Here is a 26,169-nt window from a genome sequence, read left to right as displayed (position 1 = left end):
AAAAGTTTGATTCCGTCATATTAGCGTGTTCTAATAACGCCTCGTTATTTCTTTTTGTACATATCGAAAATTCCGTACCCGGTGCGAAAGAGGATTCGTTCCGGAAGCCGTCGTGCAGAACCTGATTTGAGAAGCGGGTTGAGCCGGCGGCTATTTTTTACGCACTCGATATGTACTAATGTATATTTTGAGGATGTAAAAGGATTTAAACCGTGATGACGTATAAAAAAAATATCCCGTTGACCGTGGCCATCGCCGCGTTGCTCGCGCAACCGGCTTGGGCGGACCCACAACAAAACGATTCGGACGACCAGGTGTTTACCCTGGGGAAGATCCAGGTGTCGGCTCAGGCCGAGAAATCCAATCCGGTGAACGTGGTGACGCCGGATGAAATTCGTCAACACGGTCAGACCGATGTGGGGCAGGCGATTGAATATGTACCGGGGGTGACCTTACAGGTCGGCGGTCGTCGAGCCGAGACACGGGCCAATATCCGCGGGTTCGATTCCCGCCAGATTACCCTGAACCTGGACGGGATTCCGATTTACATTCCGTACGATGGTAACATCGACTTAAGCCGTTTCCGTACCAGTGATTTGAGCCGAATCGAAGTCTCGAAGAGTTTGGGTTCCTTGCTGGAAGGGCCGAACAATATGGGCGGTGCCATTAACCTAGTGACCCGTCGCCCGGACCGACCATTGGAAGTGGAAGCCGACATTGGCGTGGAAGCCGGTAAAGACGGTTTGTTCAAGAACGCCCAGAACATTCAGGTCGGCAGTCGAGCGGACAAGTTTTATGTAACCGGCGGGATTTCCCGCCTTGAAAGTAGTGATTATCCGTTGTCGGATGATTTCAAACCGACCGAATATTCGCCGGGTGATGTCGTGCAGGGCAAAGGGTCGCGAGACCATTCCGGCAGCGAAAGCGCCACCGGGAACTTGAAGTTCGGTTACACGCCGAATGCGAGCGATGAATACGCCATCAGTTATTACCGTACCGAGGGAACGAAAGAATCGCCGCCGTATGCCGGCAGTTCCGATACCGGGATGGCGGTGCGTTACTGGGATTGGCCGCAGTGGGATAAGGAGAGTATCTATTACGTCGGGCACACTCAAGTGGGCCAAGGTTACGTGAAGTCGCGTTTGTTCTACGACAACTTCAAAAATAAGCTTTATTCCTATGATAACGATAATTACGACACTATTACCAAAGGCTATGCCTTCCGCTCGCAATATGATGATTACAGCATGGGCGGTAGCTTGGAAGGCGGCATGCCGATCGCCAACCATGATTTGAAGGCGTCGTTGCAAATCAAGTACGACGAGCATCGTGAGCGGGATTTACCGAAAGACAATTCGCCGTCCTCCTTCGACGACAGTTGGCGTACTTACCAAAGCCATATCTATTCCCTGGGCTTGGAAGACACCATTGCGTTGACTGAAAAAGCCAATTTGACGTTGGGTTACCGTCGTGACGAATTCGAAATGACGAAAACGGATGACGGCGATCCGAGAAACGATCCGGACGGCACGCAAGGCAAGAATAACTTCCAGATCAAGGGCGATTACACCGTTCAGGGACAAACCCTGTTTGCCGGCGTGTCATTGAAGTCGCGTTTCCCGAATATGAAGGATTTGTATTCCTATCGTATGGGCCGTGCCATCCCGAACGTCAATCTGGAACCGGAACAGGCTACGCATTATGAAATCGGGGCCAAAGGGCAGTTGAGTCGCGTGAACTATCAGGTCAATGTGTTCTATTCCGATATCACCGATGCCATCGAGTCGGTCACGGTGCAAAGCACCGAGTGTGGCGGCACGACCTGTAGCCAGAATCAAAACGTCGGCACGGCAATTTCGCAAGGGGTGGAAGTGCAGTTGGACATGCCAGTGACCGAAACGGTCGACTTGGGCGTCGTGTATGCCTACTTGGATCGTGATTTGAGCGAGAAAGAGCTGGTACCGACCTTTTCGCCGAAGAATAAGGTCAGCATTTACGGGGATTGGTACCCTGCGCCGAAATGGCATTTCGGTGTGGATTGGCATTATCAGGACCAATCGGAAACCAGTACCGATGGAGACCGCCCGACGGCCGGATTCAACCTTTGGAACGCCACGGCGTCTTACGACATCAACAAGCACTTCAGTACGAATGTGGTGTTGAAAAACGTCATGGACACCGATTATGAATTGGCGGAAGGCGACCCAATGCCGGGCCGGACTGTGTGGGTGAACCTGCATGCCAGTTATTGATTTTCGCGGCCGACTTTAGAGATTGAGTCGCCGCAACCGTTTTCCTCTAACTCTGTTATCTGTCATTTACCTAGGGGGAGGTTGGTTCAAGCATACCTAGTATGTTTGGACCTTTTTTATTTTCGGCTTCCGATGAGAGCGGGAGCTTTGATTACCATTTGGATGTTTAGAATGCTTATCGCACGCTGTCTTCGTTTACGAATGTGGGTATTCGTCGCATTATGTTTTGTCAGTCACCCGGCATTGTCGGCCGGGGACGATGTTTGTCAACCGCCGGCAACGGTTTCTAAAGTGTATGCCGCCAATCCGGTGCTGTCCTATCTGGTGATGGCTGTCGCACCGGACAAGCTGGCTGGCTGGAACTTTCTGCCACCACCACAGGCCAAAGGGGTTTTCCCTGACGCCAGTTTTGATTTGCCGGTCATTGGTGGCTGGTTCGGCCAGGGGCGTACGCCGAACATGGAAGTGTTGCTGGCCAATCAGCCGGATTTGATCGTGATGTCCGGCACAACGGTGGATGTCAGCCGTCAGCAGACCTTGAAAGACCTGGGGGTGCCGGTGTGCCGGTTGCAATTGGATGTGTTATCGGACTACCCAGAGGGATTTCGGCGTCTTGGTCAATGGCTGGGCGTTCCGGAGCGGGGTGAGGCCTTGGCTCAAGAGGCCGAGCGACTCTTGACCTTGCAAGCGCAACGCCGTGATTTACTGGCGGGGTCCGGCGTGCCGGTCAAAACCGTTTATTACGCCGAGTCGCCGAATGGGCTGATGACCGAATGCCGAGGTTCCATTCATTCCGAGGTCATTCCCTTGGCAGGCGGTTCAAACCCACATATCTGCCCGGGTCAGGCAGCACAGCAAAGCCGTTTCGGTAAAGTCGCCATCAATTTCGAGCAGCTTCTGAAATACGATCCGGACGCGATTGTGACGCAGGAACGCCGTTTTTACGACAAGGTGTATCGTGATCCCAAGTGGGCCAACTTGAAAGCGGTGCGCCATCAGCAGGTGTTTTTCATGCCGCAAACACCCTTCCGTTGGATGGATCGTCCACCGTCGTTTATGCGCTTGTTGGCCAGTCAATGGCTGATGAATCGCCTGTATGGCGATCAGATGCACATTGATATGGCAGCACAGGTCAAACGCTTCTATCAACAATTTTTTCAAGTGACACTGACCGATGCCCAGGTGAGTAATATCCTGGCGGGAGGGACGTTGAATGCGCGCTGAAAAACCCTTGACACTCGGCGCCATGTTTCACGTCACACCTTTGGGGGATGAAGGTGCGACACGAACCTACCAACGATTCACCGATTTGGCGGTGTCGTTGGAAACCCTTGGTTATGAAGAAGCCTGGGTGACGGAGCATCATTTCAATGCTTACAGTCTGACACCTGTGCCGACCTTGCTGATGTCGCACTTTTTGGCGAAAACGCGATGTTTGAAATTGGGCGCGGCGGCGGTTTTAGTCGGGTTTCATAATCCAATTAGCGTGGCGGAACAATTGGCGACTTTATCGGCTTTGGCACCGGGCCGGGTGTTGTGCGGGTTTGCCAAAGGCGGGCCGTTCGAATCCCAAAACGCGGTGTTCAAAGCGGAACAATCGGTGTCTCGGGAGCGTATGAATGAGGCGGTGCCGGCCATACTGGACTTGCTGAAAGGCGAGACGGTGGCGCATCAGGGTGATTTCTATCAATGGGATGCCGTTAATTTAATCCCGAAAGGCGGTTTCACGCATCGTGAGGCTTTTATCGCCAGTGCCGATGACAGCAGTTTGGCAATGGCTGCCCGGTACGATGTTGGGCTGATGGCGGCGCAGTTTTGGGATTTGGAACGGATTGAACGGAATGCAGGCCTGTATCAGCAGGCCCATCCGGAATCTGCCAGGCCTGACCTCATGGCGGCGCGCGGGCTGTTTATGGACGAGGACCCGGAGCAGGCGCGTCGCTTGGCCTGGCAACACATCGAATCTTTCCGGGCGCAAAAATCGCAGCTTTGGGGCAAAGGACAAGGCCCTATGGCGAAATTGTCGCCGGACGAACTCTTGCAACGCATGCTGGTGGGCACGCCTCAGGACATTGTCGGGCAGGTGTTGGCGTTGCAGCGTGTCGGGGTAACGCGTTTGGCCTTGAACCCGTTGACGTCCAGCCCCGAGCAACGCCTTAAACAGTTCGAATGGTTTGTGTTGGCGGTTTGGCCGCAGGTACAGGCAGGGTTAAATGCGGCGTTAAGCACGAGGTCCGGCATATGAAGCTGTGCGCTTTCGGTTTTCTGTTCGGGTTACTGGTGTTCGTGGCTTTGGTGTCGCTGACGTTGGGGCGTTATGACTTTGCCCCTTTATCCAGTTTGCAACAGTTATGGTGGTCATTGACATCTCAGGAAGGCGAAGTCAATCGGTTGTTGGTCAATATCATGTTCGATGTCCGTTTGCCGCGAATTATTGCGGCGGTGTTGATTGGTGCGTCGCTGGCCGTGGCAGGCACCGCTTTTCAAGCGCTGTTTATGAATCCGCTGGTGTCGCCGGGCGTGTTGGGCGTGTTATCCGGTTCGGCTTTCGGCGCATCTTTGGGTATTCTGCTGTTCGACAGTGTGTGGATGATGCAGTTATTGAGTTTCGGGTTCGGTTTGCTGGCGGTGTTCATCGCCTTGATGCTGGCGAAGGGTGAACTGCGCAATAATCTGACCATTCTGGTGCTGGGTGGCATGATTGCCGGTGCTTTGTTTACCGCCTTGTTGTCGGTGGTGAAATACGTGGCCGATCCTTACAACAAGCTGCCGGCTATTGTTTATTGGTTAATGGGGTCGCTGGCGAATGTGGAGGGCGATTTGTTGCTGTGGTTGGCGCCGTTTATGTTGGTGGGGATGGGGTTGTTGATACTACAGGGCCATACCTTGAATGTGCTCAGCCTCGGCGATGACGAAGCTCGAACGTTGGGCGTGTCGGTGGAGCGAAAACGTTTGTTGGTCATCGTATTGGCAACCTTTCTGGGCGCGATTACCGTGACGTTGGGTGGCATGATCGGCTGGGTTGGGCTGGTGATTCCGCACCTGACCCGTTTGCTGTTCGGGGCTGACAACCGGTTTCTGTTACCGGCGTCGGCGTTGATTGGGGCGATTTATCTGCTGGTGGTCGATAACGTCGCTCGGTTGGCTTTGACGGTGGAAATTCCGCTCGGCATTTTGACGGCGTTGATTGGTTTGCCGGTATTTGCCTGGGCTCTGAAAAACGTCCGGAAAGGTTGGCAGCCTTGAGAGCGTATCGAATAGTTAAGCGATGGAGATTGACATCTCCTATCGGTTTTAAATTTAATATGAATGCTTTAAACATTAATAAATATTAATCGGTTATGTTGTATTGGTAATATGGATAAAAGGTCATATACCGTTAGCTTCATACCGAAAAATGAATAGGAGTTATTTAAATGAAATTCAGTGCAAGAAATCAAGTGAAAGGGACGGTTAAAGCCATTCAGACCGGTGCGGTGAATACCGAGGTGGTCATTGAAGTGGCACCGGGTGTGGAGCTGGTTTCCATCATCACCAAAAATTCCGCCGAGTCTTTGGGGTTGGCTGTCGGGAAAGAAGCCTATGCCATCGTTAAGGCCAGCAATGTGATGGTCGCGGTGGACTGATCCAATCTCAGATTGAAATCTTGAATTTAACCATTAACTGTAACACCCAGGCCTGGGTGTTTTTTTGAATAGTCGATATGTAATAAAGTATATTTTGAATGAGCTTTATCTATAATAGCCTCTTTTTAGATAACGGAGCAAACAGCATGGTTTGGTTTAGCAATGAAGAAATCGCACATTGGATCAATGAAGACGCCCCTTTGGTGGATTTGACGTCGCATCTGTTGGGTGTTGAGGCGCAATATTGTGAACTGACGGTCACCACTCGGCATGCTACCTGTCTGACATTGACCGAGGAAGCTGCGCGTCTTTTCGGGCAATTGGGTGCGGACATCGTTTTTTGTGAATCGAGCGGGCGACAGGTTAAGCCCGGAACGGAAATTCTGAAGGTGACCGGGCGAGGCGATGCCTTGCACCGAGGCTGGAAAGTGGCGATGAATCTGCTGGAGACCGGCTGTGGGGTGGCCACGGCCACGGCCGATATGGTGGCGGCGGTACAACAGGCAGGGGATATTCCTCTGCTGGTGACGCGCAAACATGCGCCGGGCATGAAAAAACAATTGCTGAAAGCGGTGCTGTCCGGTGGCGCTTACCCGCATCGCTTAGGGTTGTCGGAAACGGTTCTAATTTTCGATAACCATTTGAACGTGATCGGCGGACGCGAGGCCTTGCCTGCGGCGATACGCGGAATGAAAGCGGCGGCTTGTGAAAAGAAGATTGCTGTGGAATGTGAGCATTTGCCGCACGCGATGCAAGCCGCCGAAGCCGGAGCCGACGCTATTCAGTTCGACAAGGTACCGGTCGGCGACCTGACCTTATGGTGCAAGTCCCTGAAAGCGTCTTTTCCAACCTTGAGTGTGTTGATTGCCGGCGGGATTCGCCGTGACAATGTGGAGGCCTATGCCGCCAGTGGTGTGGATGGTATTGTGCTCAGTTCGCTCTACCATGCCAAGCCGGCCGACTTGGGTGTGCGTATTCAACGGTTGGATTGAGCGGCGATGATACAGATTCAATCTCTGGCGGCAGCTTATGGCGATCAGCCGGTGTTTTCCGATTTGAACCTGTCGTTGAATGCCGGTGAAATCATCAGTCTGCTCGGCCCGAACGGTTGTGGTAAAACCACTTTTCTGCGAACCCTGTTGGGGTTGCATCCGAAAACGGCCGGGCGAGTGTTGATCAACGGAGACGTCGCTGACAGCCTGACGCCGAAAGCACAAGCCCGTTTGATTAGTTATGTGCCGCAGTATCATCGGCTGGCGTTTGGGTATGCTGTGCTGGACATGGTGTTGATGGGTGTTGTGGCCGCTGAATCGCAATGGTACCGCGCCGGTCAAGCCGATCGGCAACGGGCCGAAGGCGCGTTGGACTTGCTTGGCATCGGGCATTTGAAACAGCGGCCTTACACCGAGTTGTCCGGCGGGCAACGCCAGTTGGTGTTGATTGCCCGAGCTTTGGCGCAGGAAACGCCTTATATTTTAATGGATGAGCCCACCAATGGATTGGACTTTGGCAATCAGATTAAATTGCTGGAGAAAATCCGCGACTTGGGTGAAGACCATCGTTGTATTCTGTTTACCTCTCACCACCCGGAGCAGGCGATGATGTCGGCCACCCGCACGCTTATGATGCAGAAAGGGGAAATCCTGCGGGACGGAGCACCGCAGACGCTGCTGACGCGTTCCAACATCTGCCAACTCTACGATATTCCTGAGGCGCATTGGCCGTCGGCGTTCAGCGGATTTTCTTAGTCGAATACGGTAAGCGGCCAGGCCTGGCCGCTTTTGACATGACAAAACATTCCAAATTTTGATTGAAAAGGGTCTTTTTATGATTTCAGTGAATCTGCTGGCGGACGCCACTGTTCTTGAAACCCTCGTGCCATTGTTGGAAGACGAAGGTGCGGCGGTGTCGGCGCACGAATTTCTATTCGAATTGCAGGAAGACACTGTGCGTAATAGTGATGTGTTGATGGTGACCTCAGCCTTTGAACAGCAAAAAGGCCGTGATGTGTGGTTACGTTTGCGGCGTCAGAATCCGCAATTGCTGCTGATTATGCTGGTGGATGCGACGCAGGCGCAGGAAAGCATCGAGTCCTTCCGGGTGGGGGCGTTTGATGTTTTGACGCTTCCGGTTGAGGTTGAATCTCTGCAGGCGGTGATGGCGCGGGCCAGCCAATTTGTCAAACACCGTCAACGTTTGTTGATACAGGGGGGCATTGAAGCGAACCCGGAACAGAGCAACGACCCAGTCGCGGTCAGCGGCGCTATGAAACAGACGCTGAACCTGTTGACTCAAGTTGCGGACATGGAGCTGCCAGTTTTATTGATTGGTGAAACCGGTACTGGAAAAAGCGTGCTTGCCAATTACGTGCATCGTATTGGGCGACGACGCGACAGTCATTTTCTGACCGTCAATTGCGGCGCGATTGCACCGACGCTGCTGGAGTCGGAATTGTTCGGGCATGAAAAAGGCGCTTTTACCGGTGCCGCCGATCGACGCATCGGATTGCTGGAAGCGGCGGATGGCGGCACTTTGTTTCTGGATGAAATCAACAGTGCCAGTCCGGAGTTGCAGGTTCGGTTGCTGCAATTCATTCAGGATAAAAAGTTGTTGCGGGTTGGTGCGCGTATTGAAGTGGAGGTGGATGTCCGTTTGATTGTCGCCACCAATCAGCCGCTCAAGCCGTTGGTGGACAGCGGTCGGTTTCGTGAGGATTTGTATTTTCGGCTGAATGTCTTTCCGGTGGAGATTCCACCGTTACGCAATCGTGTGGAGGATATTTCGTATCTGGCGGCGCGTTTTCTGTTCAAGCATGCGCCGCGCCTTGGTAAAAAGGTCAATGCCTGCGGGCCGGGAGTGCTGGATACCTTGCGGGCGTATGCTTGGCCGGGCAATGTCCGTGAGCTGGAAAACGTGGTGCAGCGTGCGCTGATTATGAGTCAGGGTCACCGTGTGGAGTTGAGCGATTTGCCGGTCGAACTGCTGGAAAGTACGCAACTGGATGAGTTTGACTCGGATACATGCCATTTGATGTTTCCTGAAAATCTGTCGCTTCAGGAGGTTGAAAGCTATTGGATCAAGCAGACGCTGCATAAATATAAGGGCAATAAATTACGGGCTTCTAAACAGTTGGGCATCGATCCGAGTACCTTGTGGCGAAAGCTGAAAGGTAAGGTCTCCAAATGAGATTTATATGTCATTGCATTCTGCAAGAGTGTTGCAAAATTCAATGTGTTTTGAGATGAAAAAATCTCTTTTAGAAAAAGAATTTTATTGATTATTTATCATTTAACTATTTGTTATTGAAGTAATAATGAAAAATATTTTCCGTGTTTGAGTGGGTTGGCACAGAGTGTGATATAGCATTCGTTATGTTCGAAAAGAAATAACGAAACAACTCGCTTGGCGAGTAACTCTTAACGAACCATAACAACAGGTGTCGGGGAATTCTCACCACCGATACCGTTCAAACAACGGGAGAAATCAATGCAAGATTTTAGAAAGCTTCTATATGTTTTGCCTTTTGCCTGGATCAGTCTTACGCCGATGCCGGTATTGGCGTCGGATAATGACGATGCGAAATTTGCCGAATATCGGGATTCCCTTGAGGAAGGGAATCCGGGCGAATTCTGGGTGGATGACGGTGAAGAACTTTTCTTCACGAAAGCCGGGCCGAAAAACGCCAGCCTGGAAAAATGCGACTTTGGCTTAGGACCGGGTGTGTTGGAAGGCGCTTATGCGAAAATGCCGCGTTATTTTGCGGATACCGATAAGGTCGAGACGTTGGAAGGTCGCTTGATTACCTGCATGAAAACCTTGCAGGGGCTCAGCGATGAAGACATTCAAGAGCAGTATCTGAATATTCATTATCTCAATGCCTCTGAAGAAGACAGCCGCGTTTCACCCTTGTCGCAATTGGCGACCTATGTGGCCGCCCAGTCGAATGATATGCCATTTTCAGTGAGTTTGGAACATCCGAAAGAACAATACGCTTACGAACTTGGTAAAAAGACCTTCTGGCACCGAATGGGCGCGATGGATTTGTCGTGCGCGCATTGTCATGCCGTGCCGGGCCGCGTGCTTCGTGGCGTGGAACTGCCGGTTATGACCGATCCGCGTCGTGCGGGGAAAGTGATGGGCGCTTTTCCAGCTTACGTCAACAAGGACGGCAATGTCCGTACCCAGTGGTGGCGTAACGAGCGTTGTGTATTGGCCATGCGTTTGCCTTGGCTGAAAGTCGGCTCGGAAATCGATGCGGCGTTGATTTTATATCAAGTCAAGAAAGCGTCGGAAAGCAAAGAAGAAATCAGCGTGCCCGGTTTGAAACCGCGTGCCTAATGACATCTATCAGGAGGCGACGATGAAATACCGTGGATGGATACTGTTGAGCTTTATGTTGATTGGGTTTTCGGCGCAGGCGGATGTGGCGGCAGGGCAGGAGTTGCATGCACAGGCCAAATGTTTGTCCTGCCATGCCACTCAACCTTATGACCGTGAAAAGACGCCAACCTTTGACGCGTTAGTGAAACGCGTGGCCGGATGCAGTCAGAATTTCAATACCGGCTGGTTTGACGATGAAATCCGCGACGTCGCCGAATATCTCAATCGTGAATATTACCGATTTGAGTCGTGAATTTAACGAACCGATGAAACAGGAATCAAAATGCGTTTAAACACAAAATTAACGTCTATTCCACTGGCGCTGGCCGCTTTGATCTTGAGCCAGTCAGCCCTTTCGATGAGTGGAAGTGTGGACGAGCAATCGAAGAAAAAGGCATCGCCTCAGACTGAAGTGATCACTCAAAGTGAAGAAGGGGATTTTGTGGCTGAAGATGGCCGCAAACTGAAATACGACCCGAAAAACGATGCGGAAGACCGCGGTCAGCGCATTTCCGAAGCGCAGTTCATGCAAGCCGTGAAGCGCAGTTTTCTGGTGAACGACGAGCAGGAATGGAAGCGGTTTTCCGATCCGACATTGAAGACTTGTAACGTCAGTCATGATAAACCGGATATGGAACAAACCAAATCGATTTTGGCGCGTGAGAAAGCATCCATTGTATTGCCGGAACATGGCCGCTATATGGGCGATTGGAAACAAGGTAAAAAGTGGGTGGAAGGCGCTCATGGCGGGCGAATCGGTTATCCCGGATTTGTGGATGCGGACAACCCGGCCAAGCTGAACGGTGCTAACTGTTATGCCTGCCATGCGGTGGATCCGAATTTTCCGCAGAACGGCAACATGGGGCCGAGTTTGACCGGCTTCGGCAAAATGCGTGGGCAAGGCGAACCGATGCAAAAATATACCTATGAATATATTTTTAATGCCAAGTCGTTTAACCCATGTTCTCTGATGCCACGCTTCGGAAACGGTGAGGGGCATTTGTTAACGCCGGAGCAAATTGCCGACATCGTTGCCTTTTTGCTGGACCCGGAGTCGCCCGTGAACCAGCCGAAGCAATAAAGCATTAATTTAGAGAATCTCTGATTCAGAGGTCCTCTAGCCGGTCACAGGGCCGGTTTCAATCTTAATCGAAACAAAAAAGAGACACACATGAGTCAACAAATCTCACAGGATCAGAAAGATCAAATGGTGGATCGCGTGCGACGCGATCTGATGAAACGCTTTTTTGGGTTGGCGGCCGGGGCGGCGGTTTTACCGCTGGCCTCCACAGCGACTTGGGCCATGCCAAAAAGAGGCGCCGAAGTGCCGGACGTTAAACCGGTCAAGTTAACCGACCATATTTGGGTGCTGTATGCCCGAGGCGCTTGGCCGACCCCTGAAAATCAAGGGTTTTTCGCTAATATTTATTTGGTCGATACTCCGAAAGGTATTGTGGTGTTGGATACCGGCACCTCGGTTCAAATCGGTGAAATGGCGATTCGTATGATCAAACAGCACTTCAATAAACCGATTGTCGCGGCCTTCAATAGTCACTATCACGGCGACCATTGGTTGGGCAATCATGCGTTTATCGAAGCGGACCCATCGTTGCCGATTTACGCTCATCCGGACGCGATTACCGCTATCACTAACGCGGTGGGTGATGATTGGCTGAACCAAATGCATAAGGCGACCAACGGCGCGGTGGACGGCACTAAGGTGACGGCTCCGAATACCGGCGTCAAAAACGGTCAGACTTTCCAATATGGTGATGTAACCCTGAAAGTCCACAGTTATGGCCCAGCGCATTCGCCGGTCGACATCATGGTGGAAGTGGTCGAAGACAAAGCTTTGTATGTTGGTGACATCATTATGGATCACCGTATCGGAAATCCAAGCGAAACGTCTTTTCAAGGGTATATCAAAACCCTGGGAGTGATTCGCGATGACATGAGCAATCGGCTGTTGATGCCGGGGCATGGTAAGCCGGGGCATGAAAAACTGCTAAAAAACTACGAAGATATCATGCACGGTATTTACGACAATGCGGCCAAAGCGGTTGAAGAAGGTATGACCATCTCCGAAGCGAAACAAATGGTGCTGGCCGACCCACGTGTCAGTCAGTTCAAAGACAACACCGAGGGCTTTGACGAAATCGGGAAGTTCGTCAGTTTCGCTTATACCGAAGCGGAGCAATCGCTCTTTTAACCCGCTCAGGAGGGATTATGAAAAAATTGAAAGGATTTCACTGGTTGTTCTTACTGTTGTGGTTACCCTTGACCTGGGCTTTGCCGGCTCAGGCCGTCGAAGTGGCTAAGGTGGTATACCACGTTGATTTTGACGATGCGAATCGTTATTCGGCGACTTTAACGTCCATCAATAATATGTTGAATGAGTACGAAAACCAGTTTAAGGAGTATGACATCAGTATTGTGTTTGTCGGCCTAGGCGCGCGTTTCATTACCGATACCGACAAAGCCGGAATCAACAATCAACTGAAAGAACGTCGTGCCGAGTTCAAAGGGCGGTTGGACGGACTGCATAGCATGCGTAACGTCAAGCTTGCGGTGTGCAACAACACCTTGACCGGGTTCGGTATGAAAGCCGCGGACTTATACGACGGCGTCGAGGTTGTGCCTTCCGGTGTGGTCCATTTGGCTGAACTTCAGGAAGGTGGTGCCTCCTACATCAAGATTCAATAATGACGGAACCCGTCTCTCGAAAAAAATCATGACAGCTGATTTTCTGCACTTCTGCTCCGTTGTGCAGTTTTTTCCCTATTTTTAACCCATCGATTATCTCTTTAACGTTGAATGAAAAGGAAACGATATGAAAAAACTGCAATGGATTGTATTGGCTACCCTGTTTGTGAATGTGTTCGCTCAAGGGGCTATGGCCTCGCCGGAACCCAAGGATCCGAAAAAACGTACGCCGCAAGGATTGTATGTGGATGCCAAAGAAGCCTATGAGATGATGAAAAAAGACGACAAGGTGATTTTGGTGGATGTCCGCACACCGGAAGAATGGCAGTTCGTCGGGAATACGCACATGGCACAGATTATGATTCCGTCGGTGCTGTTTGTCTATAACGAGATGGACTCGAAAAAGCCGCGTTATAAATCCATTAACAACGATGCCTTTGTTTCCGAGTTGGAAGAAGCCGCTTATAAGTTAGGCGCTAATGAAGACAGTACCTATATTATGATGTGCCGTTCCGGTTCATCCCGTGCCCAACCGGCGGCGAAAATGCTCGATCAATACGGTTACAAAAACGTCTATATTATGACGGACGGTTTTGAGGGCGGCAAAATCAAAGAAGGCGAACACAAAGGCTTTCGTTTGAAAAACGGTTGGAAGAATTCTGGCTTGCCGTGGACCTATAAAATCGACCCGAAAAAGGCTTATTACAAAAAATAACCGAACGCTCTGCTTTGGATACGAACCGGCGCCCTGTCATGGGGTAGCCGGTTTTTTTATGGCGCTGAACTTGTCAGCGATTACCCGCCGATCATTTTCGAAGCGATGCCCTTTTCTTTGCCGTTTTCGCCCAGTACGATGCCGCCCAGGTGCAGAATCAGGAAAGGCACCAGATACCACAGTGCCAGCACGTGCATGTCTTTAGCGATGTCGCCCAGCGCATCGTCGGGGCCGAATTTGATGTAAAGGCCTGTCATGACCGACAGGGCGACACCGGTGTAAAACACGATATACACCCAGGCCTGGAACTTTTCACGCACACTGGCTTGCGGGTTGAAAGGACCCTTGTAGAAAATGCCTTGCGAGGTGGTATAAGCCAAGCGCGCCAGCAGTAATACGCCCATCAGATAACCGGCATACAAATGCCACTGGAACATATTGCCACGAATCGTTTTGGCGGCTTTGACCGCGTCTTCTTGACTGATGTCGTAAGCCGCCATTTGCGGTGACGTGGTCAGGACGTCGGCCATGCCGTATTTCTCCATCCACCCCATACGTAACAGCACGGTCAGTAGAATAAATAACATCGTCAGAGCGATGCCCCAGTGAATCAAACGGTGAATCAGCGTAAAATAACGGCGGTCTTCAAGCATCGTTTAGCATCCTTGTTCAGGTTTTAGAATCAATTCCAAGGGTAAGGAATGCGCATAGTGTAACGGGTTCGATGGCAAATGGCGATGGAAAATCCACATAAACTATGCGGTCACGAATATTTTACAACTTTGTATTCACTCTGTTTTTTAATACCACGAGAAATATTTTTCGCGACGTTCTCTTTCGTGATTCTAGCTTTTCGTTTTAATGGGGTTTAATTGTGGGATGACGTTTTTTAGAAATATCCTACTTCATCCAATGGAATTTATAATCAGGGTAATCGCTAACGTTAGCCAGCTTGTCGCCAGCAGAAAAGTACTGGCTAAAAAGGCATTGCGTCGTGCGGGGAGATGGTTGTTTCCAAGGTGTATCCAACTGTGCCAAAGTCGGAAGGCGACAAAGCCGCATGCAAGAGCAAATTGCCAAATTGTCACTTGTTGGGTGATAAACAGTATCACGGCCAATAGATAAAACAGTATCGGTAGCTCAAAAAGGTTTTGATAATGTTGTTCAACCTGAACAAGCTTGGTTGGCAGTTTGGCACCTCTATTAAGTAAAAAATGATGTGGGTTCACCCCTTCTTTTTGCACAGCTTGTACACGTAAATTAAGCATGCGAATACCGACTGAAAACGTCAGTAATACCATTATCAATAACGGCATAAATATCCATTCTTGTGTCATTTTCGACTCCTTGGTTTGTTAATGCAGTATTCAATCATCATGGTAAATATTAATTTAGGACATAATATGTTCAAGAACATATTTTGAGTTCTTGTAGGATAAACATAAGATGATTTAGCCGCGGAGGAAAATATGGGATGGTCGACAGATAAAAAACATCAAACGCGGCAGAGGATTGTTGAATGTGCCGCACGGCTTTTTACTGCCAAGGGGTTTGATGGGGTTTCGATTGATGAAATTATGCAAGCGGCACAATTGACGCGAGGTGGTTTTTATTCTCATTTTGCCTCTAAAGAAGCGCTCTATGCGGAGGCGATCACTACTGCTGCGCGATTGAGACTGTCTGCTCGATTTCCGCAGGGGGATTTTAGTGACAGTGAATGTTTATCCCAGTTGGTGACGAATTATCTGTGTGAAAGTCATCTGCATGATGAGCAACCATCCTGCCCACTGGCTTTTTTAACCTCTGATGTAGCGCATCAAAATGATGAAGTGCGTGGTGCCTATACGAAGGTTTATAAAAAGCTGGTGATTTATATTTCGCAACTTATGGGGGAGTCTCCAAATAACGATAAGGTGCTTTCGTTAACCGCAATGATGATTGGCGGGGTCGCGGTTGCTAATTCATTGAATGATGAGCGTACTCGATTAAAGGTTTTACAGGCCTGTGACCGGATGGGGCAGCGTCTGATTTCAAGTAACAATAATGAATTTTCGCCTGATTAATGGGCTCCGCTTTGTGGTTGATACTCAATTAACGAAGGTTTGTCGCATCGCAAAAAGTGATGCGCCTGAACTCGTGGCGATAAGCGGGTACAATAAATTTTATTTTTCAGGGGTGTTTTCAGAGTCGTGGACGAGGAATGCATGCAAAACGGTTTAAGAATTGCCGCAATAGAGGTGCTTGCGTCATGTTCGTAAAAGTGGCCGTGCCCGGACCGTTTTTGGCACCGTTGGATTATGCGTTGCAAGCCGCCCCGAACGAGGTTGGAGACGAAACCCATGCAGAAACCGCCAACCTGTCGCTGGCCTTGGAACCGGAAGAGGCCCCGGTGGATGTAACCCCTACCAATTCCCCAACGCAAAACGAGATTCTGCCTGTCGTCGGCGGCCGTGTCACCGTGCCGTTTCGCAATAAGCGCCACACCGGTATTGTGATGGCCTTGAACGACGAAGCCGAGGTTGAATCCGTCAAAATCAAACCCATTGACACGGTGTTGGACGCCGAGCCGATTTTCTCCGAACCGGAAATGGCGTTGTTGCAGTGGGCCAGCCACTACTATCACGAACCGATCGGCAATGTCATGCAAACCGCGTTACCGAAGCGAGTTCGCCAAGGCGAACCCTTAGCGGTGGAAGGCGTGCCCGCCTGGCAGTTGACCGAAATCGGTTTGGAAGCCGCCCCTCAAATTGCCGCGAATGCCACCCAACAAAAAGCGCTGTTCGAAGCGCTGTCAGCTCAAACGGAAGCCGTCACCGCCGAGCAATTGAATGCGGTGCTCAGCGGTTGGCGCTTGCCGATGAAGCGTTTTATCGAAAAAGGCTGGGTTGAGGAAATTGAAAAAAGTTGTCTGCACGCCCTGCCAGCCAGGGAAAAATTGGCCAGGCCTGGTCATATTTTGAATACCGAGCAACAAACGGCCGTCGATCAGGTGTTGGCCCAGAAGGGCTTCAGTGCCCATCTGCTGGAAGGCGTGACCGGCAGCGGTAAGACCGAGGTGTATCTCGGCTTGATTGAAGCGGTCATCGCGCAAGGTAAACAGGTGCTGGTTTTGGTGCCGGAAATCGGTTTGACGCCGCAAACGGTCAAGCGTTTCGAAGCCTATTTGCAAGCACCGGTGGCGGTGATGCATTCCGGTTTGAACGATAAAGAACGCCATTGCGCCTGGTCGCTGGTGAAAAGCCATCAGGTGTCGGTGTTGCTGGGGACGCGTTCGGCGATTTTCACGCCCTTCGACAACCTCGGTCTGTGCATTATGGATGAAGAGCATGATTTGTCGTTCAAGCAGCAGGACGGTTTCCGATATTCAGCGCGAGATTGTCTGGTGCGCCGTGCGCAGTTGGAAAAGGTGCCGGTGGTGTTGGGATCGGCCACGCCCTCATTGGAAACCCTCTACAACGCCGAGAGTGGTCGTTATCATTGGTTGAAACTGACTCGTCGCGCCGGCACCGCGTCCTTGCCGACGGTCGGTTTGCTGGACGTGCGTGGTGTGCCGCAGGAAGAAGGTGTTTCCGACGCTTTGAAAGCGCAGATGCACACCCATTTACAGGGCGGTGGGCAGGTGTTGCTGTTTTTGAACCGTCGCGGTTATGCGCCGGTGTTGATGTGTCATGACTGCGGTTGGCAGGCGGTCTGCCCGAGTTGCGACGCCAATATGACCTATCATCAACAGGTGGGCGAACTGCGTTGTCACCATTGCGGGCATCAGGAAAAAGCGCCGTCACATTGCCCGAATTGCGGTTCCGGCGAATTCGTTAAAGTCGGTCAGGGCACGGAACGATTGGAGCAGGCCGTGGCGGCTTGGTTTCCAGACTATCGCGTTCTGCGGGTCGATCGGGACACCACGCGTAATAAGGGTCAGATGATGGCGTTGACCGAGCAGGCCAGCCAAGGGGAAGCGGATATTTTAATCGGCACGCAAATGCTGGCCAAAGGGCATCATTTTCCAAAAGTGACCTTGGTGGGGTTGCTGGACATTGACCAAGGGTTGTTCAGTTGCGATTTTCGTGCCGCGGAGCGGATGGCGCAACTGGTGGTGCAAGTGTCGGGTCGCGCCGGTCGCGCCGAACAAGCGGGTGAAGTGTTGATTCAAACGCATCATCCGGAGCATCCGTTATTGAAAGTGTTGGTGGAACAGGGCTACGGGGCTTTTGCCGAGCAGGCGTTGCAAGGCCGACGGTTGGCGGATTTGCCGCCGTTTCAATATCAAATTCTGTTGCGTGCCGAGTCGGTAGACCCGCAGTTCGGCTGGGCTTTCTTAAATGATGTTAAAAACCGTCTGAACTTTGCTAAAATGCCGTTATTACGTTCGCATTTCTCGGTAGTGAATTCGTCGGACGAAGCGCCGGAGCTTGAAGTGTTTGGCCCGGTCAGCGCGCCCATGTTACGCCGACAAGGCCGGTTCCGTTATCAGTTGCTGTTGCAAAGCGCGCAACGCGGTTGGCTGCACACTTGGTTGGCGCAGGTGGAAAGTGAACTCTACACTTCGTCTCAGGCGAAAAAGGTACGTTGGTCCTTGGATGTTGATCCACAGGAAATGACCTGAGGAAGTGACTTAACTCATCTCGTTTAGAGGAGACAGCATGTCCATATTGATCAAGTTGTTCAAGGCACTGAATGCCAACCAGCATTCCAGTCAAATCGCCTTTTCGTTCGTGCTCGGCATGATTCTGGGATTGACCCCGCTCTTTTTCCCTCACAACCTCCTGACGCTGGCGCTGATTTTCTTCTTGCGGGTCAACCTTTCGGCGGTCATCGTAGCGACGCTTTTCTTCAGCGGGCTGGCGTATCTGCTCGATCCGGTCTTTAATCAAATCGGCCTATGGATTTTGCAGGCACAGACCCTGCAGCCGGTGTTTACCGACTTGTACAACAGCGCTTTCTGGCGTTTCCTGCACTTCAATAACTCCATTGTGATGGGCAGTGTGGTGACGGCGTATCTGCTGAGCGTGCCGGCCTATTTGCTGTTCTGGGTGCTGGTGAAAACCTATCGCCAGCGCTTCCTGGTGTGGGTGAATAAATTCAAAATTATTCGATTGTTGAAAGGCGCCGAAGGGGCCGGTTTTGTATCGGGGATGATGAAATGAGCGAAACGTCAAACAACACGCAAACACAATCGTCGCAACCGGCACCGAAAGGCTGGGTGCGCTGGTCAGGCCTGGGCGTTTTTGCCGCCCTTGTCGTGGCGGTCGTGGCCATCGGTTATCTGAGCTTCACCACCCTTTTGAAAAGTCAGTTGGAACATTACGCTTCCCAAGCCTGGGGAGCGAAAATCGAAATCGGCAGCTTGGATTTGGGCATTATGCCGATTGAAGTCGGGTTACGTGAATTGCAGGTGACCGACCCGGACAAACCGATGGAAAACCTGTTGGTGTTGAGCCGCCTCAGCGCTTCCTTGAATTTGTACCATTTGATTGCCGGACGCACGGTAATTGAAGATGTCAATTTCACTGGGTTGGCGATGCATCAGGCGCGCGAAACCTCCGGTGCTTTGGCGAAGGCACCGAAAGCCGAGACGACCGATACCGCGGAAAAAGATTCGAAATCCAGCGGGTTTGCCATGCCGGACATGGCGTTGCCCGATCCGAGCGAGATACTGGCGCGTGAAAAATTGGAAACGCTGGAAGCCGCGAATCGGGTTCAGGCGCAATTGGACGAAATCGACCAGGCCTGGTCGGAAATGCAGAAGGAGCTGCCGTCCGATGCCGAAATTCAGGATTATCAAAAGCGCTTTGAATCCTTAACGGGTGGCAAAAACGATATGCAGTCGATTTTGGCGAAAAAGGACGAGTTCGAAAAACTGCAGTCGGAATTGGAAGCGAAAAAGAAAACGTTGGAAAAAGCTCAGGATTTATTGCAGAACAAGTTGCCGAAAATCCAGAAAGAAGTGGTGGCGTTGAAAGATTTGCCTGAAAAGGATTACAACCGCTTGATGTCGAAATATTCGTTGAATCAATCCGGCTTATCCAATGTGACCTATTTATTGTTCGGGCCGCAAATTCAATATTGGACGGATGAAGGTTTGAGCTGGTATCGCAAGCTGGAGCCGTTTATCGCTAAACTGAAAACCATGCAGGCCGAGCAGACGAACGAAGCCGAAGAGCAGGCACCACAGCGAGCCTTTGGTGTGGATGTTGCTTTTCCAGAATATGATCCGCAACCGGATTTCATTATCAAGCGCATTAACGGTTCCGGCACTTTGGATTGGGGGGATATCGATATTCGTGTCCGTCAGGTGACGTTTGATCATCCGACCACCCGCTTGCCGGTGTTGTTTGAAGTGCTGGGCCAACCGAAAGGGCAAGATCAAGCCTTGCGTGTGATGGGTGAAAGTAATTTTACCAATCCGGAAGCCCCATTGAATGAAGCCAACATCGTTTGGGACGGCTACCGAATTTCAGATTGGACGATTTCCGGCGACAAAACCTTGCCGGTGGTGATGGAGAACGGAACGGTTGATGTGACCGGAAAAGTCTCGCTGGTCGGCATGGATGAAGTCAATGCCGTGGTCGATATGGCGTATCAAGATGTGGCGATGAACGTCAAGCAGAGTGCTTCGAAAGAGGTGAAACGTTACATCGCACCGTTATTTGACGAGGTGAAAGCCTTCAAGGTGAAAGCAGACATTGCCGGTGCCGTGACCGCGCCGAGTATCAACGCCAGTTCGAATCTGGATAAGTTACTGTCCGGCGCCTTCAATAAGGTGTTGGGCCAAGAGTTGAAGCAGGTTAAGGCGGAGTTTCAAGATCAGTTGAATGCTAAGCTTCAGGAACAATTGGGGCCGATTAACCAGCAGTTGAATGGACTGTTGGGCGATAAAGCCGAACTGGGCAAAGAAACCGCCAGTCTGGACAAAATGCTGAATTTCGATTTTGAATCCTTGGTGAAAGAGCAGGCCGGGGGAGAAGCGGAAAAAGCGGTCGGAGACAAGTTAAAGAATTTATTTAAATTTTGACGGATAATTAAGACTACGTCGTTATTATTAGGGGTTTGCAAAGGCTTTTGACAGGAGGTTAGAAGTCTTGCCGCTTTTGTGCGTTTAAGCCATCGAACATCAGGAAAGAGATAACAATGAGAGACAATGGACCTGTTACACAACAAGAATATCAAATTCCACAGGGCTATATTTTGGTGTCGGAAACAGACTTGCAGGGCAATATCGTTTATGCGAATGAAGCCTTCATCGAAGTCAGTGGCTACACTTGGGCGGAGCTGAAAGGCCAGCCGCACAATATGATTCGTCATCCGGATGTTCCGGAGAAAGTGTTTGAAGACCTCTGGGCGTGCTTGAAACGTGGCGAGCCGTGGCATCAATACGTCAAAAATCGCCGTCAAAACGGTGACCATTATTGGGTGGAAGCCAATATTGCGCCGGTGGTGGAAAACGGCGAAATCGTCGGCTATAAGTCGGTCCGAAATCCGATCAAAAGCGATGAAGTCGAGTTGGCCGAAAGCGCTTATCGTTTGATTAAAGACGGTAAGCGTTTAATTAAAAAAGGAACGGTGGTGACGCCTTGGTCGCAACGACTGGCTCGCTGGAGCCCGCTACCGCAGAAAAGCATCATGGGCAAAACCATTTTGCCGTTGATTGTGATGGCGATTGTGTGGAGTGCCGCTTTGCAGTTGTATTTGCAGAATGTCGCCGACAATCTCTATGCGGGGGCGGTGGTCGAACGTCAGGAACGGCTGTTGAAAAACCTGGATTCGGAAATGGCCAGCCAAAGTCAGATTGCGTTGACAAACGCCGTCGGGATTGCCGGAAACTCGGCGGTGATTTATGGCCTTTATGATCACCAGGACACGGTGTTGTGGCAGATTCTGCAAGTCAATCACGATCAGTATGTGAAGCGCGCCAATATGCCGGGCATCGGTTTGGCGATTTTCGATGAAAACCTGAAGCAGGTTGCCTCCAGCGGCGTGCCGATTACGGTGGATGCTATTCCAAGCGAACCCATTACTCGGATTACCTTTCAGGACGAAGGCGGTTTTATTCAAGCCTTGGTGCCAGTACCTTACGGCGATAAGACCATTGGTCTGGTTGGCGTGAGTTTGCCACTAAAACAACTTGCCGGGCTGGAAAAAGCGTCCCGCCATCATTATGCCGCGTTGGATTTAACGAAGAATCAGTCTTTTGCGTTCGCGAAAGGGTTTGAGGATTCCAAGCTCAAACCCCTAATGGGGCAAGCGGACCGTAAACAGCTGGTGGAAAACGGTTATGCGGTGGTCGGCAATAACTTTTTGGTACTGGGTAAAATCCATGCCGGGAACCAACTTATCGGTGCCCACCTGATTTCCGAACCGATGAATATTCTCGATAAATTGCTCAGCGATACCTACTTCATGATTTACGTGGCTCAGGGAGCCATGTCCGGCGGCTTCATTCTGTTGCTGATCCAAGTCTTCTGGCGAATGCGCAACTATGTGTTGAAACCCATGAGCCGTTTGACGCAGAAGTTGTCGATTGCTTCGGAAGAAGGCAGTTTGTCGGTGCGGGCCGATGTGGTTCTGGACGATGAAATTGGCCAGATGGCGCGTAACTTTAACCATTATGTGACCTCGGTTCAGCATCTGATGATCAGTGTGTCCGATATGATTTCGGCGCTGTCGAAAGGCGATTTGCAATACCGCATCAAGGCGGACGCCAAAGGGGATTTGGAAATTCTCAAAGGGCAGGTCAATCATTCGGCGGAAAACATTCAAAATGTGATTTCGGAACTGGAGCGGGCTATCCAGTGTCTGACCGAAGCGACTTACGATTTCGAAACGCAGGCGAATTTTGAAGGTGACTTTAAAGTCATGGTCGAGGACTTGCAAAACGCCATGCGTAACACCCACGAAGCCGTGTCCGGTATTAATCAGACCATGAAAGCCATCGCGGAAGGGAATTTCTCCAGCCGTTTGAATACTCCGCTACTGGGCGAATTGGATGCCTTGAAACAGAATATCAACGAATCGTTGGATCAACTGGAGGCCGGAATTACCGAAGCGGTGGAAGTGGTGGTCGCGCAGTCGGAGGGCGATTTGACGCGTCGGGTCGAAGGGCAGTATCTCGGTAAAATCGGGGTGATGAAAGACGCCATCAATACTTCATTGGAAAACATGGGACGCGCGATTTCCGAGTTGATGGTATCGTCACGCACGGTAAATGATGCGTCGGATCAAATTGCTTCCGGCAGTTCCGATTTGTCGGACCGTATTCAAAACCAAGCCGCGACTCTGCAGGATACAGTCATGTCGATGGATATGATCACGCAAACGGTTCGTAAGAATGCCGAAAATGCCAATGAAGCTTCGGCACTGGCCTCGGCGGCTAAAAAACAAGCCGATGACGGCGCGGAAGTCATGTCGCAGACCATGGTGTCGATGAAAGAACTGTCCGAATCGAGTCAGAAGATTTCCGACATTATCGGATTGATTGATTCGATCGCCTTTCAGACGAATTTGTTAGCCTTGAATGCGGCGGTGGAAGCGGCACGAGCCGGTGAACAAGGCCGTGGTTTCGCGGTGGTGGCGGGTGAAGTCCGTACCCTGGCCGGTAAATCGGCCGATGCCGCGAAAGAAATTCGCAGCTTGATTGAAACCAGCGTACATCAGGTATCGCACAGCGAAACCTTGGTGCAACGTTCCGAAAAAGAATTTGCGTCCATTGTGGAAGTGATTTTGAAAATGCATCAATTCATTTCCGATATTGCTTTGGCGAATGGTGAGCAAACGCAAAGTGTCGAACAAATCAATCGCGCCATTGAGGGGATGGACGGTGTCACTCAGCAAAATGCGGCCTTAGTTGAAGAAACGGCGGCGGCCGCGGACACCTTACGCGGTGAAGCCGATCAAATGCGTAACCAGGTCGGATTCTTCCATTTACAACAGGATTCGATGGGCCGTGGTTTGACGCGAGGTCAGGCGGTCATCGAGAGCTTTAAGGTCGATCATTCCGCCCTGTCCAAACCGGAATCGGAAGACAATTGGGATCGTGCTTTGGTTCGACGCGCTTTCAAAAACTGGGTCAACAAGTTACAGGCCTATGTCAATGATATCGGTTCCGCTTCCCGAACCGATTTCGACAACCCGACCGGGTTTACCCATTGGCTGCAAGGTGAAGGTCGTGAACGCTATGGCGATGTGGCGGAATTTGCTTTGATGGCGCAGCTGTATCCGAACTTGCGTAAAGACTTGATGAAAGCCTATGATTTGAAAGCCGACGGCCAGGACGATGAGGCGAAAGTGCATTTCATCATTGTGCAGGAGCTGTCGAACTCGATTCTGGACTTGATGGATGCGCTGGAGAAAAAACTGGCTTAAGTCTCAACGTTGAGGCCATACAATAATAACGAATCCGGGCCTTTGGGTCCGAGAGTCGAACACTCTGAATTACCCTTTGGACGAAACTTCTGATGATGAGTACGAAAATTTGGAGCGCGGCGCGTGCCGGTCTGTTGGTTGCAAGCGCGTCGGCGATGGTCGGCTGCGCGACCAATGTGAAACTGAAAGTATTGGAACCGGCTCAAATCGATCGGGCCGCTCAAACCAAACAAATTGCCGTTTCACCTTTTGAACACGACTCTGTCGGGTTGGCGGGGAAAATCGAAGCGACGTTGGCCAAACAAAAGTTGGAGGGAAACTATTATTTCACCACCGTCAGTCGTAACGAAGTGGATCAGTTGCTGAAAGAACAGCGCTTTCAGTACAGTGGTGTGGTGAATGATGCAAAGCTGGTGGAAGCGGGCGAGTTACTGGGCGCTCAGGCTTTCGTGACGGGGGAGGTGACATCCGCTTCCGCGCGGGATGATCGGCATTACGAAGAACGTATGCGATGTGCCGATAAAAAATGCAATGAATTCCGAATGTATAAAGTGCTGTGTGACGTTCGGACCATCTCCATGGGCGCCAATATCAAGATGATCGATGTGGCGAAGGGTGACATTATCCATGCCGATACCTACATGAAAAGTCGTCGCTGGAAGCACTGCCGGGATGATTCACGTTCATTGCCGTCGAAATCCGCCGGGTTGGAATTACTGGCGTCGGAAGTGGCCACCAACTTCGTTTATAAATTGACGCCGCATTATACTCATATGACGGTGTCGTTATTGGAAGACCCGGACATCGATTATACGCCCGAGCAAAAGAAAACCTTGTCGTTGGCCATCGAATACATTGAAGCCGGGCGTTTGGATAAGGCCGAGCGTTTGTTGGGAACCTTGCTGGATTCGACGGATAACCGTTCTTACGTGGCCGCCTACGATTTGGGGGTGGTCAAAGAGGCGCAAGGAGACTTAGTCGAAGCCAAGCGACTGTATCATCTGGCCGATGATCTGCAGCTGGAACCGGTGGACGAAATTAACGAAGCCGTCATGCGTATTGATCACGTGATGACTAACCGCGAAAAAGCGCTGTCGCAGATCTCACAATGAAATCGATTTTACTGTTCTGTTTTTTTTCGCTTGCTCTGACCGCTTGTGTCGGCCAGGAAGTCAAGCCGCTCTCCACGACTGAAAAACCGACGCCGGATTGGTTTTTGAATCCACCGTCGGACACGGCTCGCCAACTTTATGGTGTCGGAGAAGGCCAAAACCGTAAAGACGCGGTTCAAGCGGCGTTGGTTGATATTGCTTCAAAGCTGAGTGTGCAGGTTTCGGCGACCTTTCAAAGTCATTTGCAGGTGACGCAATCCAATTATGAATACGCTGAACGCACCTCGGAAAAACAAATTCAATCCCAGGTGGCGAACATTCAGTTGCGGGATTATCGGGTCGAGCGCGCGGAGCGCTTAGGTTACGGAAAAACCGTGGCGTTGGTGTCATTGGACCGTCAAGCCCTGTTCGAGGATTTACGACGCCAGCAGAAAGCGCAAATGCAGTCGCTGCAAACCGCAGAAGCCGCCCATCAAAAAGATGGGGCCTTAGCGCAATACGTGTTTTATCGCCGCAGTCTGGACGCTTTGGCCGAATTTCGGCAACGCTTGTTGATTTTGGAAACGTTGCAAGCGGGGTTTGATGTTCAGCTTTACAGTGATTTTTTACAAGGCTTTGAAGCACAGGCCGCGCGTTTGAAAGCTGAAATTCGTTTGGTGGTGACGGCCGATGCCGGTGCGAAACGCTTGGTTGGACCTTTGCAAAGTGCTTTGAGTCAGGCGGGGTTTCAAATCTCAAAAACCGCCAGGCCTGGCCAGAAATCGGATATTCGTCTGGTGTCAGAGGTGGCGCAGTCGCAAGCCTATGGATTTTATATTGAGCGGATGGCGTTGAACATTCGCGCGCTCAGTGACGGGGTGCAAATCGGCGGGAATAAGTTGAACCTGAAAGGGCAGGCGACTCACAGTTTTGCCCAGGCGAGCGAAAATGTAACCGTGAAATTTCAACAACAACTTCAGGCGCAAGGCTTGAATGCGGTCATGGGGTTGGCACTGCGGCCGGCTAAATAAGAGTAAATCGAA

Annotated in this window: 23 protein-coding genes; 21 read left to right on the top strand and 2 right to left on the bottom strand. The window is 51.0% G+C overall.

The genetic code is table 11. The features are described 5' to 3' along the window. Nucleotides 1-215: 215 nt before the first annotated feature. From AC0KH7_RS10555 to AC0KH7_RS10490, 14 genes are all read left to right on the top strand, one after another. Nucleotides 216-2,252, top strand: a complete 2,037-nt coding sequence (locus AC0KH7_RS10555; protein ID WP_472373221.1) for a TonB-dependent receptor plug domain-containing protein — start codon at nt 216-218, stop codon at nt 2,250-2,252. A gap of 171 nt (nt 2,253-2,423) precedes the next feature. After that, complete coding sequence (locus AC0KH7_RS10550) at nt 2,424-3,476, top strand: ABC transporter substrate-binding protein (protein ID WP_472373219.1); 1,053 nt, start codon at nt 2,424-2,426, stop codon at nt 3,474-3,476. Beyond that, a complete protein-coding gene (locus AC0KH7_RS10545; RefSeq protein WP_472373217.1) occupies nt 3,466-4,497 on the top strand; it encodes an LLM class flavin-dependent oxidoreductase in 1,032 nt (343 codons plus the stop codon). The genes AC0KH7_RS10550 and AC0KH7_RS10545 overlap by 11 nt, the downstream gene beginning before the upstream one ends. After that, nucleotides 4,494-5,498 (top strand): FecCD family ABC transporter permease, encoded by a 1,005-nt coding sequence (locus tag AC0KH7_RS10540; RefSeq protein WP_472373215.1) that lies wholly within the window; start codon nt 4,494-4,496, stop codon nt 5,496-5,498. The genes AC0KH7_RS10545 and AC0KH7_RS10540 overlap by 4 nt, the downstream gene beginning before the upstream one ends. Before the next feature lie 170 nt (nt 5,499-5,668). Further along, complete coding sequence (locus tag AC0KH7_RS10535) at nt 5,669-5,878, top strand: TOBE domain-containing protein (protein ID WP_472364762.1); 210 nt, start codon at nt 5,669-5,671, stop codon at nt 5,876-5,878. A gap of 146 nt (nt 5,879-6,024) precedes the next feature. After that, a complete protein-coding gene (modD, locus tag AC0KH7_RS10530) occupies nt 6,025-6,870 on the top strand; it encodes a ModD protein (RefSeq protein ID WP_472373213.1) in 846 nt (281 codons plus the stop codon). Nucleotides 6,871-6,876: 6 nt separating this feature from the next. Continuing rightward, on the top strand, nt 6,877-7,626 hold the full coding sequence (locus tag AC0KH7_RS10525; protein ID WP_472373211.1) for an ABC transporter ATP-binding protein: 750 nt from the start codon (nt 6,877-6,879) through the stop codon (nt 7,624-7,626). 79 nt (nt 7,627-7,705) lie between these two features. Then, complete coding sequence (locus AC0KH7_RS10520) at nt 7,706-9,064, top strand: sigma-54 dependent transcriptional regulator (protein ID WP_472373209.1); 1,359 nt, start codon at nt 7,706-7,708, stop codon at nt 9,062-9,064. 300 nt (nt 9,065-9,364) lie between these two features. Continuing rightward, a complete protein-coding gene (gene soxA, locus AC0KH7_RS10515; RefSeq protein ID WP_472373207.1) occupies nt 9,365-10,216 on the top strand; it encodes a sulfur oxidation c-type cytochrome SoxA in 852 nt (283 codons plus the stop codon). Between the two features lie 22 nt (nt 10,217-10,238). Beyond that, nucleotides 10,239-10,511, top strand: a complete 273-nt coding sequence (locus tag AC0KH7_RS10510) for a hypothetical protein (RefSeq protein ID WP_472373205.1) — start codon at nt 10,239-10,241, stop codon at nt 10,509-10,511. A 30-nt stretch (nt 10,512-10,541) separates the two neighbouring features. Continuing rightward, nucleotides 10,542-11,339: a sulfur oxidation c-type cytochrome SoxX gene (gene soxX, locus AC0KH7_RS10505; protein WP_472373203.1), complete on the top strand. Its 798-nt coding sequence runs from the start codon at nt 10,542-10,544 to the stop codon at nt 11,337-11,339. A gap of 90 nt (nt 11,340-11,429) precedes the next feature. Next, entirely contained in the window at nt 11,430-12,467 is a 1,038-nt protein-coding gene (locus AC0KH7_RS10500) for an MBL fold metallo-hydrolase (RefSeq protein ID WP_472373201.1), read from the top strand. 17 nt (nt 12,468-12,484) lie between these two features. Further along, complete coding sequence (locus tag AC0KH7_RS10495; RefSeq protein ID WP_472373199.1) at nt 12,485-12,961, top strand: DsrE family protein; 477 nt, start codon at nt 12,485-12,487, stop codon at nt 12,959-12,961. Between the two features lie 127 nt (nt 12,962-13,088). Further along, nucleotides 13,089-13,676: a rhodanese-like domain-containing protein gene (locus tag AC0KH7_RS10490; protein WP_472373197.1), complete on the top strand. Its 588-nt coding sequence runs from the start codon at nt 13,089-13,091 to the stop codon at nt 13,674-13,676. An 80-nt stretch (nt 13,677-13,756) separates the two neighbouring features. Here AC0KH7_RS10490 and AC0KH7_RS10485 read toward each other — a convergent pair whose 3' ends face one another. Beyond that, nucleotides 13,757-14,329 (bottom strand): cytochrome b/b6 domain-containing protein, encoded by a 573-nt coding sequence (locus AC0KH7_RS10485; protein WP_472373195.1) that lies wholly within the window; start codon nt 14,327-14,329, stop codon nt 13,757-13,759. Nucleotides 14,330-14,581: 252 nt separating this feature from the next. Further along, the gene (locus tag AC0KH7_RS10480) at nt 14,582-15,013 is read right to left on the bottom strand and encodes an MAPEG family protein (RefSeq protein WP_472373193.1); all 432 of its coding nucleotides are present in this window, start codon (nt 15,011-15,013) and stop codon (nt 14,582-14,584) included. Between the two features lie 132 nt (nt 15,014-15,145). On the opposite strand from AC0KH7_RS10480, the gene AC0KH7_RS10475 reads away from it, so the two are divergent. The 7 genes from AC0KH7_RS10475 to AC0KH7_RS10445 all read left to right on the top strand — a co-directional run bounded on the left by AC0KH7_RS10475 (nt 15,146) and on the right by AC0KH7_RS10445 (nt 26,157). Continuing rightward, nucleotides 15,146-15,739, top strand: a complete 594-nt coding sequence (locus AC0KH7_RS10475; protein WP_472373191.1) for a TetR/AcrR family transcriptional regulator — start codon at nt 15,146-15,148, stop codon at nt 15,737-15,739. A 185-nt stretch (nt 15,740-15,924) separates the two neighbouring features. Then, nucleotides 15,925-18,279 (top strand): primosomal protein N', encoded by a 2,355-nt coding sequence (locus AC0KH7_RS10470; RefSeq protein ID WP_472373189.1) that lies wholly within the window; start codon nt 15,925-15,927, stop codon nt 18,277-18,279. Nucleotides 18,280-18,316: 37 nt separating this feature from the next. Continuing rightward, complete coding sequence (locus AC0KH7_RS10465; RefSeq protein ID WP_472373187.1) at nt 18,317-18,820, top strand: DUF2062 domain-containing protein; 504 nt, start codon at nt 18,317-18,319, stop codon at nt 18,818-18,820. Further along, nucleotides 18,817-20,688, top strand: coding sequence for a TIGR03545 family protein (locus tag AC0KH7_RS10460; RefSeq protein ID WP_472373185.1), 1,872 nt, complete (start codon nt 18,817-18,819; stop codon nt 20,686-20,688). Before AC0KH7_RS10465 ends, AC0KH7_RS10460 begins: the two co-directional genes overlap by 4 nt. 116 nt (nt 20,689-20,804) lie before the next feature. Further along, entirely contained in the window at nt 20,805-24,035 is a 3,231-nt protein-coding gene (locus AC0KH7_RS10455) for a methyl-accepting chemotaxis protein (RefSeq protein ID WP_472373183.1), read from the top strand. Between the two features lie 92 nt (nt 24,036-24,127). Next, complete coding sequence (locus AC0KH7_RS10450) at nt 24,128-25,147, top strand: CsgG/HfaB family protein (protein ID WP_472373181.1); 1,020 nt, start codon at nt 24,128-24,130, stop codon at nt 25,145-25,147. Beyond that, complete coding sequence (locus AC0KH7_RS10445; RefSeq protein WP_472373179.1) at nt 25,144-26,157, top strand: LPP20 family lipoprotein; 1,014 nt, start codon at nt 25,144-25,146, stop codon at nt 26,155-26,157. The genes AC0KH7_RS10450 and AC0KH7_RS10445 overlap by 4 nt, the downstream gene beginning before the upstream one ends. Nucleotides 26,158-26,169: the final 12 nt, after the last annotated feature.

The sequence above is a fragment of the Hydrogenovibrio sp. genome (genome assembly GCF_965140365.1).
Taxonomy (GTDB): domain Bacteria; phylum Pseudomonadota; class Gammaproteobacteria; order Thiomicrospirales; family Thiomicrospiraceae; genus Hydrogenovibrio.
This window is presented reverse-complemented; position numbering and strand designations above follow the sequence as displayed.

Coding starts and splice junctions, on each gene's coding strand:
- AC0KH7_RS10545 (WP_472373217.1), top strand. CDS start 3,466: ATGCGCGCTGAAAAACCCTTGACACTCGGCGCCATGTTTCACGTCACA.
- AC0KH7_RS10510 (WP_472373205.1), top strand. CDS start 10,239: ATGAAATACCGTGGATGGATACTGTTGAGCTTTATGTTGATTGGGTTT.
- AC0KH7_RS10495 (WP_472373199.1), top strand. CDS start 12,485: ATGAAAAAATTGAAAGGATTTCACTGGTTGTTCTTACTGTTGTGGTTA.
- AC0KH7_RS10480 (WP_472373193.1), bottom strand. CDS start 15,013: ATGACACAAGAATGGATATTTATGCCGTTATTGATAATGGTATTACTG.
- AC0KH7_RS10470 (WP_472373189.1), top strand. CDS start 15,925: ATGTTCGTAAAAGTGGCCGTGCCCGGACCGTTTTTGGCACCGTTGGAT.
- AC0KH7_RS10525 (WP_472373211.1), top strand. CDS start 6,877: ATGATACAGATTCAATCTCTGGCGGCAGCTTATGGCGATCAGCCGGTG.
- soxA (WP_472373207.1), top strand. CDS start 9,365: ATGCAAGATTTTAGAAAGCTTCTATATGTTTTGCCTTTTGCCTGGATC.
- AC0KH7_RS10540 (WP_472373215.1), top strand. CDS start 4,494: ATGAAGCTGTGCGCTTTCGGTTTTCTGTTCGGGTTACTGGTGTTCGTG.
- modD (WP_472373213.1), top strand. CDS start 6,025: ATGGTTTGGTTTAGCAATGAAGAAATCGCACATTGGATCAATGAAGAC.
- AC0KH7_RS10465 (WP_472373187.1), top strand. CDS start 18,317: ATGTCCATATTGATCAAGTTGTTCAAGGCACTGAATGCCAACCAGCAT.
- AC0KH7_RS10455 (WP_472373183.1), top strand. CDS start 20,805: ATGAGAGACAATGGACCTGTTACACAACAAGAATATCAAATTCCACAG.
- AC0KH7_RS10460 (WP_472373185.1), top strand. CDS start 18,817: ATGAGCGAAACGTCAAACAACACGCAAACACAATCGTCGCAACCGGCA.
- AC0KH7_RS10535 (WP_472364762.1), top strand. CDS start 5,669: ATGAAATTCAGTGCAAGAAATCAAGTGAAAGGGACGGTTAAAGCCATT.
- AC0KH7_RS10485 (WP_472373195.1), bottom strand. CDS start 14,329: ATGCTTGAAGACCGCCGTTATTTTACGCTGATTCACCGTTTGATTCAC.
- AC0KH7_RS10445 (WP_472373179.1), top strand. CDS start 25,144: ATGAAATCGATTTTACTGTTCTGTTTTTTTTCGCTTGCTCTGACCGCT.
- AC0KH7_RS10520 (WP_472373209.1), top strand. CDS start 7,706: ATGATTTCAGTGAATCTGCTGGCGGACGCCACTGTTCTTGAAACCCTC.
- soxX (WP_472373203.1), top strand. CDS start 10,542: ATGCGTTTAAACACAAAATTAACGTCTATTCCACTGGCGCTGGCCGCT.
- AC0KH7_RS10550 (WP_472373219.1), top strand. CDS start 2,424: ATGCTTATCGCACGCTGTCTTCGTTTACGAATGTGGGTATTCGTCGCA.
- AC0KH7_RS10475 (WP_472373191.1), top strand. CDS start 15,146: ATGGGATGGTCGACAGATAAAAAACATCAAACGCGGCAGAGGATTGTT.
- AC0KH7_RS10450 (WP_472373181.1), top strand. CDS start 24,128: ATGATGAGTACGAAAATTTGGAGCGCGGCGCGTGCCGGTCTGTTGGTT.
- AC0KH7_RS10500 (WP_472373201.1), top strand. CDS start 11,430: ATGAGTCAACAAATCTCACAGGATCAGAAAGATCAAATGGTGGATCGC.
- AC0KH7_RS10555 (WP_472373221.1), top strand. CDS start 216: ATGACGTATAAAAAAAATATCCCGTTGACCGTGGCCATCGCCGCGTTG.
- AC0KH7_RS10490 (WP_472373197.1), top strand. CDS start 13,089: ATGAAAAAACTGCAATGGATTGTATTGGCTACCCTGTTTGTGAATGTG.